A 13,460-nucleotide genomic window follows, 5' to 3' on the forward strand; every position below is an offset into this window, starting at 1 on the left:
TTTACCGTTTTTGGTAAATACTGTCAAAGTTTTTCTAAAGAAAATTTCACAAATTAAAAAAGAAAATCCTATAGGACTAAGGGATTTTCTTGTTAAGAATATTTTTTCACAAACTTTTTATCGTTTAGATTTTACTAAAGATTCAAATCTCTTCATAATCACTGTTAAACGCCAACGGTAGAGCGCCCCACTCACAATTAGACTAATAATCAAACCGATCCAGTAAGAATAAGCTCCAAAATCTGTTAAGAAATCAAAGACCATAGCCACTGGGATTGCTACTCCCCAATAACCAATCAAACCAAGGTAAAAAGGAATAACTGTATCCTTATACCCCCGTAAAATTCCCTGAAGGGGTGCCGCAAAGGTATCTGCTAACTGAAAGAAAAGACTATAAGTCAAAAAACGCGCTGTCAAATCGATAAATTCTGGGTCGTTACCATAAAGATTGGCCACATTTCCCCTAAAAATGTAAAGGAAGGATAAGGTGAAGCCTGCAAAAATAAGGGCAGTCCATCTTCCTAGACTAATATAGGTTTTCGCATCATCAAATCGCTTGGCTCCCACTTCATAAGAAACGACAATTGCCATAGCAGATGAGATACTCATAGGAAAGGCATACATGAGAGTTGAAAAGTTCATAGCTGACTGGTGACTAGCGATAATCAAGGACGAGAACTTAGCCATAATCAAGCCAACAACAGAAAAGATAGCCACTTCCGCAAAGACAGTTCCCCCAATAGGCAGTCCTAAACGAACTCCTTCCTTGATTTTATCCATATTAAGTGGAATTCGTTTCTCAAGGTGTAAGGCTTTGAGCTTCTCCTGTTTAAATAGAACCAGAACAGAAATTCCCAGCAAGACCCAGTAGGCCAAAGAAGTACCTAAACCAGAACCAGCACCTCCCAGTTCTGGAACACCAAAGGCTCCGAAAATCAAGAGATAGTTAAATCCACTATTGAGGGGAAGTAACAAAAGCATGAGATACATGGACAGCTTGGTCAATCCCAGCGAATCCAGCAAGGAACGAATGACACTAAAAAGTAATAAGGGGATAATCCCGATAGATAAAAACCAGAGATAGCGAACCGCTACTGCTGCCACTGGAGCTTCTAGTCCAATATGATTCAAGATTGGTGGTGCCAGAAAAAGTACCATCCCCAGCAAGACCACAGATAGACCCAGGGCCAAATAGATGAACTGGTAAAAATCAGACGCCACTTCTTCCTGTTTACCTCGCCCAAGATGGTGACCAATGATGGGCACCAGGGCTGACACAATCCCTGTCAGGAATGTAAAAAAAGGATTCCAGATACTGGTTGCCATAGACACACCAGCCAAGTCCATAGTATTGTATTGACCAGTCATAGTCGTATCAACAAAGGAGGCAGAATAATTGGCAAATTGGTAAATCAGGATAGGGAAAAATATCTTTAAAAATAATACTAACTTCTCTCGCAAACACTTTGTCTTATACATACTTCTCTTTCTATTCTGATTTATCTAAACCAAAGAGTTTCAGACCATAGTTTTTCAAACTTAGCGGAGGGTTATTAGATTTTGAAGTAGTATGCCAACACGCACATGTACGACAATAATAGCTTCTAACTAAACCTCCATTATCATATTGAACTGCATGGTCAGCTTTTTCTTTAGTTTCATATTGAATTTTAGAACGATTAGCTGCGGGACAGTAAATGCCACTATTAGATTTTGCTTGTCTCTCCCTACGTTTTCGAAAATAATTCATATTCCAACTCCTATCAAGCTTGATAGACGATTTGTCCTTTACAGATGGTATATTTAACCTGCCCTTTTAAGGTTTCACCGATGAATGGTGAATTAGCTGCTTTGGAAGCAAAATGGGAGTTCACAAGGCGGTCAGCCTTAGCATCAAAAATAGTGATGTCCGCTGGACCATTCTCAGCCAAGTAACCTGCTTCAAAGTTATAAATCTTGGCTGGGTTGTATGTCATCTTTTCGAGTAGTTCCATCAAGCTTAACTCACTAGCTTCTACCAAAAAGGTCAAGCCGAGAGACAGGGACGTTTCTAAGCCAGTCATACCAGATGGCGCTTTGGTAATATCCTCAACATTTTTTTCATCCGCATGGTGAGGCGCGTGGTCAGTTGCGATAACTGTGATGACTCCTGTTTTAAGGCCTTCGATAACGGCACGACGGTCTGATTCCAAACGAAGCGGAGGATTCATCTTAGCATTGCTACCTTGTGTCAAAAGAAGTGCTTCGGTCTTAGAGAAATGCTGTGGCGCCACTTCTGCTGTTACTTGCGCTCCTAATCCTTGAGCAAACTCCACTACTTTAACACTTTCTTCCTTAGACAAATGCTGAATATGAACATGGGCCTTGGTTGCATAGGCAATCATGACATCACGCGCCATCATAGCGTACTCAGCCACCCCAGTCGCACCGCAAATATGGAAATGTTCTTTAGCGATATTTTCATTAAATCCAAGAATCCCGTTCAATCCTGGATCTTCCTCATGAAGACTAATAAAGGTGTTGAGTTTTTTAGCTTCCTCCATAGCTTCCTTGACAACTTTACTACTTTCAAGCGGAATACCGTCATCAGAAAAACCAACAGCTCCAGCTTCTAAGAGTGCCTTAAAGTCAGTCAAATCTTGCCCATTAAAATTCTTAGTTATGGTCGCAACCGTCTTAACATTAATCTTCTCTTTGGAAGCTGACTGGAGAACTTCCTGCAAAGTCTCCACGTCTGAAATAGTTGGACTGGTATTAGCCATCATGACAACAGTTGTAAAACCACCTGCAGCGGCTGCTAGGGCACCAGTATGGATGTCTTCCTTGTGGGTCTGACCAGGTTCACGGAAATGAACATGAATATCAACCAAGCCAGGAGCAACTACAAGACCAGTAGCATCTAAGATTTCTGCTCCTTCTTCCGTGATCTCAGACGCAATTTTGACAATTTTCCCATCTTGGACTAAAACGTCACACACCTGATCCAAACCAGACTTGGGATCCATAACACGACCATTTTTGATTAGTAGCATCTACTTTCTCCTTTATTCATAGAAATCAACTTGGGTATCCAACAATTTATCCCCATCATAAACAAACTTGGCTGAAAAGAAGGGTTTATCCTCTAAAAGCCACTTAACAAAGGTGTGGTCACCTTCCCAAGTCGGCTTACTCAAAACCTCGTCATAGGGAACCCATTCTAGCGTCCCCTCATTGCAATCAATCAAGTCCCCCTCGAACTCTGCCACCTTAAAAACATAGGTGTACCAGTCTAAATCTGGTGTAAATTCAGGAAAAGTGATAACACCTTTTAGAACTGGCTTGGCTTTCAGTCCTGTTTCTTCGAGGATTTCACGCGCTGCGCATTCCTGAGGCGTCTCACCACGCTCTAGTTTGCCACCCACACCAATCCATTTCCCTTCATGGACATCATTTGGCTTCTTATTACGGTGGAGCATGAGCAGTTCTTTCCCATTATCAATGTAGCAAATCGTCGCTAACTGAGGCATATTTTCTCCTTATCTAAGCCAATCGATTGGCTCTTGTCCTGTCTCTTTTAAAAATGCATTGGTCTTGGAAAAAGGCTTGGAACCCCAAAATCCTCTATAAACTGACAAAGGACTGGGATGGGCTGATTCGATAATCATATGGTTGGAATTTGTAACCAGTGTTTTTTTCTTGCGTGCATAAGCACCCCAGAGGATGAAAACAACAGGTCTATCCAGATTATTGACTACCTTGATAACTGCATCTGTAAACGGCTCCCAGATCTGCCCAGCATGACCATTGGCCTGTCCAGCAGGAACCGTCAAACAAGCATTAAGAAGCAAGACTCCTTGCTCAGCCCAAGCTGTCAAATCATGAGATTTCTTAACGCCAATATCATCTGATAATTCTTTCAAGATATTTTGCAAGGATGGCGGAGCTGGGATAAAGTCAGGTACAGAAAAACTCAAACCCTGCGCTTGACCTGGCCCGTGATAGGGATCTTGTCCCAGAATCACCACCTTAACCTCTTCAAGCGGCGTTGTCAATAGAGCCTGAAAAACCTTTTCCTTAGGCGGATAAATAGTCCCTTGAGAATAGACCTGCTCCATAAACTGATTGATTTTCCCAAAATAACCTTCAGGCAATTGCTCCTTAATCAAAGCGTGCCAAGACGAGTGTTCCATAGCCAACTCCTTCGTTTTTACTGCCTCTATTATAGCAAAAAGTGGCTATGGAAACCACTTTTTACAGTTTATCTAAACAATCCAGCAAGTCTTTGTAAGAATGGACTTCGTAGGTTGGCTGGGCTTGTGTGGGATTTTCGAGGTGATGAGGAGTGTACCAAATCGTGTCAATCCCAGCATTATTGCCGCCTTGAATGTCGGCGGTTAGGGAATCTCCAATCATCAGCGTCTTTTCTTTACTAAATCCAGCAATTTGCTGGCCAATCTTTTCATAAAAGAGAGCATCAGGCTTTTGTGTTTGCAATTGTTCAGAGATAAATACTTGATTGAAATAAGGTGCTAAACCAGATTGAGCCAAACGCCCTGTCTGAATGGCAGTAATACCATTTGTCGCAGCATATAGCTCATAATCTCGCTCGATAAGTCTGTCTAAGAGTTCATGAGCTCCCGAAATCGTTTGTCCCTGCTGGGCAAGATAAAATTGGTAACGTTGGGCTAGAAAACTACCGTCTTTTTCCTGTCCAAAGTGAGCAAATAAACGAGAAAAGCGCGTGTTAACTAGCTCTTGTTTACTAATTTTCTTTTGCTCCAAGTCCTTCCAGAGAGCCTTGTTCATAGGAACGTAATAATCTTTATAAGCCTGAAGATCTGTAACACCTTCTTCTTTTAGAAGTTGGGTCAAAGCCACATCCTCAGCAGCATCAAAATCAAGCAAGGTGTGGTCGAGGTCGAAGAGTAGAAATTTGTAGGACAATTTGAGGTTTTCCTTTCTATGATAAACAACTTTCACTTCATTCGGCTGTTTAATGCAAAAACTTAAAAGTAGTATAGTACCACAAAGAATAATAGTTCTAATTGATTAACTAACCCATACTATTCTAGTGAATGATAGAAAAATCTTCTATAAATTCGAGCAATAGTTAAAATACATACAAATATAATTCCCAAAATAGATAACACTATTTTCACAAAACTCATTTCCGAATCTATGACATACATATGAAAAAGAGGGGCTAGCCCTACACATATATACAAAAGATAATTTATAAAGTTTATTTCACCAAATCCTGCAATAAAATGTTTCATTTTAAATATCCCCATTTTACCTTTCGTCTTAATGATTCTTCGGCAAATCTATTGACTTCTCTTTTTTTGGAAAAATCTTGATAGCAAATTTACTCCACTTAATACCACTAAAATTTCAATGGGCAAAAAATAGTAATCCCATATCAAATGAGAAATCAGCAATGTTAGAAATAGTATACAGTCAATATAACTATTCTGAAAATACTCTGTAATTACATAATACAGATATACCACAACCATCAAAATGAAAACAACCATCATAATACTATTACCCTGTCCTTCTCACTAACGCTATTTCCAAAATTTAATTTTTTTATGACTTAGTAACGTAATCCCAATTAGCAATACACCTAATATAAATAAAAGTATTTCCAAAAATTTATTCTCAGTTTTAATAAAAGGTATAAGATACATACTAATCAATATGGAACTTACCCCTAAAAGAGCAAAGACCACTCTGACTTTATCACTTAGTTTAAACATGTTGAGTTTCCCATAAAATAAGCAATTTAACATCGATACGAAAAAAGAACTTTGTCATGGAGAGATAATTCTCCATTAATGTGGCTAAGATAGTGTTCTAACGATAGACAACTTCGTTTCTATCTCTTCGGCAGCTAGATAAGATATCTTTTCTCTACCTGATTTTATTTTAAAGAAAACTAAGATTTGACCCTATTTATCTCACTTCTTATTTTTAAATAATGCATACTCTTTTTCTCTGATAAAAGGAAGTGAAAAATTAGAAAAAATTAGTAGAATTGAAAACAGATATTCGTCTTTTTGCATTGCTAAAACATAGCCTAAAAATAAATAGACAATCAAATCTAGTACAAACAGAGAAAATATTCTCCTTTTCATTACCTCACTTGTCTTAAAGATTCTGTTTAATAGAAACTTTATCATAGTATCTACACACATTTTTATCAAAAAGATAAGAGCCAATACACGATTAGCCACTGTACCATGAATAATAAATGGAAATATAGTTAATATAAAACTAGAAATCTCTAAATATTTTATCCAAGGGGATTGAGACATCTTACTTTTAAACTGACTGATTTTCCTATACTCGCTAGCTAATCTAGTGTCAAAATCTTTACCAATTATATTAAAGATTAAGAACTCTAGGATAAAAATACTTATTAATACGATATAGGTAGAAATGTTTCCTGGGAAAAATTTATTGATTAAAATCGGGAAACTCATTAACAGAATTGAGTTTATAGCCAAGCAAATGGATACTATTTTATTCTTCACAGAGTATATAGGTAGCGATACTATTGAATAGAGAAACGCTAAAAAAATAAGCAAAAAATACTCTGTGCTACTAATTAGCGGTGCCCTTAATGATAAAAATAGATAGGCACCCCACACGATGATATGCGCTTTACGAATTGACTCTAGATTACTCATCCACCTACTCCTAATATGCAAAAGGAATCCATTTTTAGTTCCCATTCTCTTTCCAACAAGTCATAAACGTTTCATGATATTTCCTTCCTCTACATTAGGTAAAGTTGAAATACATTTTTGCAAGTAAAAATATAATTGTTATTTGGAAATCTAAAATATCTATCCCTCTTCTAGACCTAAACCAAGTCAGATTAAAGATACAAATAGAATGATAAGGCTTTCTTTTACTTTAGACTACCATAAAACAAGTAATCTTTCAACAAAATTCATTGGCAAACTACTACTCTAGAAGATTGACACCCCAAAGCTTTCAGAATAGAACTATCCTAACTATCGAATGCTCTATTCTCATAAATATCTATGCAATTCTAGAGCTACAATTCCTATAAACTAAATGTTTTCGCACTATTCTAAGCTATTGATAGCCTTAAATCTTAATTTTTGAAGGATTCTAAAGCTAGAATTCCTCAAAGACAAGGAAAAAAACTATTAGAAACTTAGAAAAATCTTTCCTAAATTTCACTGTTTCTTGAATTAATAATACTTACAATTCTTCTGATGTGCTTTGAGTTTTTTCAGAGCCCAATCATAGTGGCTTGACGTGCTACTGACAAAGTAGGAACCTAGACTTGTCCCTCCCGTCCACTTATAGACACCTTTGGTAAAGAGTTCGTCATTGCTAAAAACTTCTATCAACTCTAAAACCTCCCTATGTGATTGTTCTAGGAGTCTAGTCACTTCTTCTAAGGAGGTTTTCTGGTGCTTCTTCCAAAAAGCGACATTCATTTCTCCATAGATTTTCCAATTATAAGGTTCAGGGATAAAAGGTCTTTCGTGACCTTCTTGATTAGAATGTACCCAAATCAAAAGTAACTGCTGCCATTCATAAAGATGGATCAAGACATCCCTTAGATTTTTATCTCTTTTCCAGTGCGCTTCCTTTTTCTTTTGGTCTCTTGAAAAATCAAAAGGAGTCTGCAACTCTTCTTCGCTTAGTTGAGAGATGAAACGATTGAGCTTTTCATAATTCTCCTTAGAGGCTAGCACCAGCTCCTCTTTTGTTTTTGGTCTAGGCATAAAAGTTCTCCCTTCACATTGTGAGTTATTATGAGAATTTTTATCCTGTAATCTTTGTTCAAAATTTAAAATTACAAATCTCTATAACTTATCCTTTAATTTCTCAACAAAGAGATAAGTTGCAGGGCAGGTCAATGTATTCTTAATCGTCAAATGGTTGATTTGATGGATCTTTTTACGGTCTGTATGGGGAAATTCACGACAGGCCTTTGGACGAACGTCATAGATAGAACAGAGGTTATCTCCTCCTAAAAATGGGCAGGGCATGGATTTGAAAACCTTATCACCATCTTCATCTACCTGCAAAAACTCTGCTTCAAAAGCAGGTAATTTCATCTTAAAATACTTGGCGATTCGTGTAATATCCGCTTCTTTAAAGTCAGGCCCCAATGTCTTGCAACAGTTAGCGCAAGCCGTACAATCAATCTCTGCAAAGACTTCTTGGTGAATCTGCTGGGCTATCTTATCTAGATTTTTTGGTGGCTTTTTCTTTAAATTGGCTAAAACTTTTCGATGCTCCTTTTGCTTTTGCAAGGCTAGCTGATGGTAATACTCAATATCAATTTCTTTAGACATAGTTTCTCTCTTATTCTATTTGTTTCCCCCTATTATATCACGCCTCTGACTCATTGAAAAGTGGACTTTATAAGACTATACTTTTCCAAAATGTAGCAAAAAACCTTGCAACTAGGTTACAAGGTTGATGACATTAATCGAAGTTAACGTATTCTTTTTGAAGTTCAAGAACTTCTTCCATTGTTGAACACTCTGTAAGGGCACGGTTAGCGTACTCTTCCATCTTAGCAGTGTCCAATTTCTTCATCAAGCTACGTGTACGAAGTACTGATGTTGCTGACATAGAGAACTCATCCAAGCCCATTCCGACAAGAAGTGGAACAGCTTTTTGGTCACCAGCCATCTCACCACACATACCAGCCCATTTACCTTCAGCGTGAGCTGCCTTGATAACGTTGTTGATCAAGCGAAGGATTGATGGGTTATATGGTTGGTAAAGGTATGAAACTTGTTCGTTCATACGATCTGCTGCCATTGAGTATTGAATCAAGTCGTTTGTTCCAATTGACATGAAGTCTACTTCTTTTGCAAATTGGTCTGCAAGCATGGCTGCTGCAGGGATTTCAATCATGATACCAACTTGGATGTCATCCGCAACTGCAACACCTTCAGCAAGAAGGTTTGCTTTTTCTTCTTCATAAACTGCTTTAGCTGCACGAAATTCTTTCAAAAGGGCAACCATTGGGAACATGATACGCAATTGACCATGAACAGAAGCGCGAAGAAGGGCACGGATTTGTGTACGGAACATTGCATCTCCAGTTTCAGAAATAGAGATACGAAGGGCACGGAATCCAAGGAATGGGTTCATTTCGTGTGGCATATCGAAGTAAGGAAGTTCCTTATCTCCACCAATATCCATTGTACGAACAACCACTGGTTTACCATTCATTCCCTCAAGAACAGCCTTGTATGCTTCATACTGCTCGTCTTCTGTTGGGAAATCTTGAGAATCCATGTACAAGAACTCTGTACGGTAAAGTCCAACAGCTTCTGCACCGTTGTTGTTAACACCTTCAACGTCTTTTGGAGTACCGATGTTAGCAGCCAACTCGAAGTGTTTACCGTCAGCAGTCACTGTTTGAGCATCTTTCAAAAGTGCCCATTCAGCTTTTTGTTTAGCATAAGCTTCACCAGCTGCTTTAAATTCAGCCGCTTGTTCATCTGTTGGGTTGATAATCACTTCACCAGTGATTCCGTTAACGGCAAGGATATCACCGTCTTTCACCACTTCAGTGATGTTATTTGTTCCCAATACAGCTGCAATTTCAAGTGTACGTGCCATGATAGCTGAGTGGCTTGTACGTCCACCGATGTTAGTTACAAAAGCTTTTACAAAGTTTTTGTCCAATTGAGCTGTATCAGATGGTGTCAAGTCATGCGCAATCACGATTACTTCTTCGTTGATAGAAGCTGGGTTTGGCAATTTTTTACCAAGAAGGTTTGCCAATACACGTTTTGTCACGTCGCGAATATCCGCTGCACGTTCTTGCATGTATGGATTGTCTTCCATGCCTTCAAAGATAGTGATGAACATGTCAGTCACTTCTTTAAGACCTGCTTCTGCATTGACTTTCTTAGCACGGATTGTTTCTTTAATCTGACCAATCAATTCTGGGTCAGAAAGAACCATCAAATGAGCGTCAAAAACTTGAGCCGCTTCTTCACCAAGCGTACCTACAGCCTTCTCACGGATAAGAGAAAGCTCGTTTTGAGAAGCTTCAAGAGCTACATCCAAACGAGCCTCTTCTGCGTTTGTATCTTCGACTGAAACAGTCTCGAATGACAAATCCGGTTGAACGAGTAGATATGCTTTTGCAACTGCAACACCGTCAGATGCTGCGATTCCTTTAAGCATTTCTGTCATTTTCCTTATGCCAATCCTTCTTTTTCCATTGTTTCTGAGATTGCAGCGATAGCGTCATCTGCATCTGCACCTTCAGCTGAGATAGTTACATCAGCACCTTGGCCAACACCAAGACTCATAACACCCATGATTGATTTAAGGTTAACTGATTTACCTTTGTACTCAAGAGTGATATCTGAAGCAAATTTGCTAGCAGTTTGTACCAACAATGTTGCTGGACGTGCGTGAATACCTGTTTCTGCCACTACGTGGAAATCTTTAGAAGCCATAGTTTGACTCTCCTTTTGTTCTTTCTTTTTTGAGTTATATGTGATAACCCTTACAATTTGGTATTATATCATCTTCTAGGATTTTTTTCAAGCATTTTATGGGATTTATTCGATTTCCTTTCAGATAACTTGCTGAAAATCTTCTATCCTAGATGGCAAAACACAGGATATAGTTTTTCAAAAAACAACTTATAGGATAATTATCACTTTTTCACAAAACAAACACTATATATTGTGCTTTGTTTGGTTATCTATAAAAATAGACCACTATATTTAGTTTTAAATCATTGACAAAAATTTATTTTCTGATATACTAAGAAAGTAATCTATTTTGAAAGAGGAGTTACACAATGGTAACCGTTTATTCTAAAAACAACTGTGTCCAATGTAAAATGACCAAACGTTTCTTGGACAGTAATAATGTCGCTTATCGTGAAATCAATCTTGATGAGCAACCTGAGTACATCGATCAAGTTAAAGAGCTCGGTTTCAGCGCAGCTCCTGTTATCCAAACACCAACTGAAGTCTTTTCAGGTTTCCAACCAGGAAAACTGAAACAATTAGCATAATCTTAGTACATCATCCAGAAGAAACTGCTTCTAGGGCTTACTTAGAAGCCTTTCTTTTGTAATTAGATAAGGGAAATTTTATGGGATTAAAACATCTTGAGGACGTGACTTACTTCCGTCTCAATAACGAAATCAATCGTCCTGTTAATGGACAAATCATGCTTCATAAAGATAAAGAAGCCTTGGATGCCTTCTTTAAGGAAAATGTAGTTCCAAACACTATGGTTTTTGATTCAATTACTGATAAAATCGACTACCTCATTGAACACGACTACATCGAAACAACCTTTATCAAGAAATACCGTCCAGAATTTTTGGAAGAAATGTCGCAATTTATTAAAGATCAAAACTTCCAATTCAAATCTTTCATGGCAGCTTATAAATTTTACAATCAGTACGCCTTGAAAACTAATGACGGTGAATACTATCTTGAAAGTATGGAGGACCGTGTCTTCTTTAACGCCCTTTATTTCGCTGATGGTGATGAAGCTGTTGCAATCGATATTGCCAATGAAATCATCCACCAACGCTACCAACCTGCTACTCCTTCCTTCTTGAATGCTGGACGTGCTCGTCGCGGGGAGTTAGTATCTTGCTTCCTAATCCAAGTAACGGATGATATGAACTCTATCGGACGTTCTATCAACTCAGCTCTTCAACTTTCACGTATCGGTGGTGGTGTGGGAATTACCCTCAGTAACCTTCGTGAAGCGGGCGCACCTATCAAAGGCTATGAAGGAGCAGCTTCTGGGGTCGTACCAGTTATGAAGCTTTTTGAGGACAGCTTCTCTTACTCTAACCAATTGGGTCAACGTCAAGGTGCAGGGGTTGTTTACCTCAACGTCTTTCATCCAGATATCATCGCTTTCCTTTCAACTAAGAAAGAAAACGCTGATGAAAAAGTTCGTGTAAAGACCCTTTCACTTGGTGTTGTGGTACCCGATAAATTCTACGAATTGGCTCGTAAAAATGAAGAAATGTACCTCTTCAGCCCATACTCTGTAGAGCTTGAATACGGTGTGCCATTTAACTACATCGATATTACTGAAAAATACGATGAACTAGTCGCAAATCCAAATATCCGCAAAACAAAAATCAAGGCGCGTGATTTGGAAACTGAAATCTCTAAATTGCAACAAGAGTCTGGCTACCCTTATGTAGTCAACATTGATACGGCTAACCGTGCAAATCCAGTTGATGGAAAAATTATCATGAGTAACTTGTGTTCTGAGATTCTTCAAGTCCAAGAACCAAGCTTGATCAACGACGCTCAAGAATTCCTTCAAATGGGAACGGACGTTTCATGTAACCTTGGTTCAACCAACGTCGTCAACATGATGACTTCACCTGACTTTGGTCGCTCAATCCGTGCTATGGTTCGTGCTCTTACTTTCGTTACAGATAGTTCGCACATCGTAGCTGTTCCTACTATCGACCATGGAAATAGCCAAGCTCACACCTTTGGTCTTGGTGCTATGGGACTTCACAGCTACCTTGCCCAACAACTGATTGAATATGGATCGCCTGAGTCTGTTGAATTTACAAGCATCTACTTCATGCTTATGAACTACTGGACTTTAGTTGAGTCAAACAATATTGCGCGTGAACGTGGTATCACCTTCCACAACTTTGAAAAATCAGACTATGCTAAGGGAAGCTACTTTGACAAGTATGTGACTGGCGAGTTTGTTCCAAAATCAGACCGTGTTAAAGAACTCTTCAAAGATGTCTTTATCCCTAGTGCTACTGACTGGGCTGAACTTCGCGACAAGGTTCAAGCAGATGGTCTTTACCACCAAAACCGCCTTGCTGTAGCGCCAAATGGTTCGATCAGTTACATCAATGACGTTTCTGCTTCTATCCACCCGATTACGCAACGTATCGAAGAACGCCAAGAAAAGAAAATCGGTAAAATCTATTATCCAGCTGCAGGCTTGTCAACAGAAACCATTCCTTACTACACTTCTGCCTACGACATGGATATGCGTAAGGTGATTGATGTTTACGCTGCTGCAACTGAGCACGTAGACCAAGGTCTTTCACTCACTCTCTTCATGCGTAGTGATATTCCAAAAGGTCTTTACGAATGGAAGAAAGAAAACAAACAAACAACACGTGACTTGTCTATCCTTCGTAACTATGCCTTTAACAAGGGTATCAAGTCTATCTACTACGTCCGTACCTTTACAGATGACGGTGGAGAAGTCGGTGCTAACCAATGTGAAAGCTGTGTGATTTAGTTTTTAATCAAAGGAATTACTATTTCTCTGTAAGTTTAGTAAGCTAGCATCAAAAGAGAACTTAATCAAACATTTTATAAACTAGCTAAGCACATGTAAAAGTCGGTTCTCCGACTTTTTGTGCGATACACTAAAGGAAGCAAAAACGATTGTACAACAGCATTATTATATATAGAAAGAGATTTCAA

The 13,460-nt window shown here is 38.6% G+C and carries 15 protein-coding genes; 2 read left to right on the forward strand and 13 right to left on the reverse strand.

All coding sequences use genetic code 11. From position 1 onward, the window contains the following. Positions 1-117: 117 nt before the first annotated feature. From pdrM to GEZ84_RS06160, 13 genes are all read right to left on the reverse strand, one after another. Positions 118-1,479 carry a sodium-coupled multidrug efflux MATE transporter PdrM gene (gene pdrM / locus GEZ84_RS06105; protein ID WP_153223883.1) on the reverse strand — a complete coding sequence of 454 codons (1,362 nt, stop codon included), beginning with the start codon at positions 1,477-1,479 and terminating at the stop codon, positions 118-120. Positions 1,480-1,489: 10 nt separating this feature from the next. Continuing rightward, complete coding sequence (locus tag GEZ84_RS06110; protein ID WP_001105926.1) at positions 1,490-1,750, reverse strand: hypothetical protein; 261 nt, start codon at positions 1,748-1,750, stop codon at positions 1,490-1,492. Between the two features lie 13 nt (positions 1,751-1,763). After that, entirely contained in the window at positions 1,764-3,032 is a 1,269-nt protein-coding gene (locus GEZ84_RS06115) for a dihydroorotase (protein WP_153223884.1), read from the reverse strand. 12 nt (positions 3,033-3,044) lie between these two features. After that, complete coding sequence (locus GEZ84_RS06120; protein ID WP_153223885.1) at positions 3,045-3,509, reverse strand: NUDIX hydrolase; 465 nt, start codon at positions 3,507-3,509, stop codon at positions 3,045-3,047. 9 nt (positions 3,510-3,518) lie between these two features. Next, on the reverse strand, positions 3,519-4,172 hold the full coding sequence (locus GEZ84_RS06125; protein WP_153223886.1) for a uracil-DNA glycosylase: 654 nt from the start codon (positions 4,170-4,172) through the stop codon (positions 3,519-3,521). A 61-nt stretch (positions 4,173-4,233) separates the two neighbouring features. Further along, entirely contained in the window at positions 4,234-4,926 is a 693-nt protein-coding gene (locus tag GEZ84_RS06130; protein ID WP_153223887.1) for a YjjG family noncanonical pyrimidine nucleotidase, read from the reverse strand. A 119-nt stretch (positions 4,927-5,045) separates the two neighbouring features. Continuing rightward, positions 5,046-5,258, reverse strand: a complete 213-nt coding sequence (locus tag GEZ84_RS10865; RefSeq protein ID WP_153223888.1) for a hypothetical protein — start codon at positions 5,256-5,258, stop codon at positions 5,046-5,048. A gap of 48 nt (positions 5,259-5,306) precedes the next feature. Next, positions 5,307-5,519 (reverse strand): hypothetical protein, encoded by a 213-nt coding sequence (locus GEZ84_RS10870; protein ID WP_228113022.1) that lies wholly within the window; start codon positions 5,517-5,519, stop codon positions 5,307-5,309. A 423-nt stretch (positions 5,520-5,942) separates the two neighbouring features. Beyond that, positions 5,943-6,674, reverse strand: a complete 732-nt coding sequence (locus tag GEZ84_RS06140) for a hypothetical protein (RefSeq protein ID WP_153223889.1) — start codon at positions 6,672-6,674, stop codon at positions 5,943-5,945. A gap of 534 nt (positions 6,675-7,208) precedes the next feature. Continuing rightward, complete coding sequence (locus GEZ84_RS06145; protein ID WP_153223890.1) at positions 7,209-7,751, reverse strand: ClbS/DfsB family four-helix bundle protein; 543 nt, start codon at positions 7,749-7,751, stop codon at positions 7,209-7,211. Positions 7,752-7,832: 81 nt separating this feature from the next. Next, the gene (locus tag GEZ84_RS06150) at positions 7,833-8,327 is read right to left on the reverse strand and encodes a YkgJ family cysteine cluster protein (protein ID WP_153223891.1); all 495 of its coding nucleotides are present in this window, start codon (positions 8,325-8,327) and stop codon (positions 7,833-7,835) included. A gap of 133 nt (positions 8,328-8,460) precedes the next feature. Then, a complete protein-coding gene (ptsP, locus tag GEZ84_RS06155; RefSeq protein ID WP_020902391.1) occupies positions 8,461-10,194 on the reverse strand; it encodes a phosphoenolpyruvate--protein phosphotransferase in 1,734 nt (577 codons plus the stop codon). Between the two features lie 5 nt (positions 10,195-10,199). Beyond that, entirely contained in the window at positions 10,200-10,463 is a 264-nt protein-coding gene (locus GEZ84_RS06160; protein WP_000146947.1) for a phosphocarrier protein HPr, read from the reverse strand. A gap of 350 nt (positions 10,464-10,813) precedes the next feature. Here GEZ84_RS06160 and nrdH point away from each other — a divergent pair, with 350 nt between their 5' ends. Continuing rightward, complete coding sequence (gene nrdH, locus GEZ84_RS06165; protein ID WP_000259240.1) at positions 10,814-11,032, forward strand: glutaredoxin-like protein NrdH; 219 nt, start codon at positions 10,814-10,816, stop codon at positions 11,030-11,032. Between the two features lie 80 nt (positions 11,033-11,112). After that, positions 11,113-13,272, forward strand: coding sequence for a class 1b ribonucleoside-diphosphate reductase subunit alpha (gene nrdE / locus GEZ84_RS06170; protein WP_153223892.1), 2,160 nt, complete (start codon positions 11,113-11,115; stop codon positions 13,270-13,272). Positions 13,273-13,460 lie beyond the last annotated feature (188 nt).

The sequence above is a fragment of the Streptococcus mitis genome, assembly GCF_009496155.1.
In the GTDB taxonomy this organism is placed as follows: Bacteria; Bacillota; Bacilli; order Lactobacillales; family Streptococcaceae; genus Streptococcus; species Streptococcus mitis_BQ.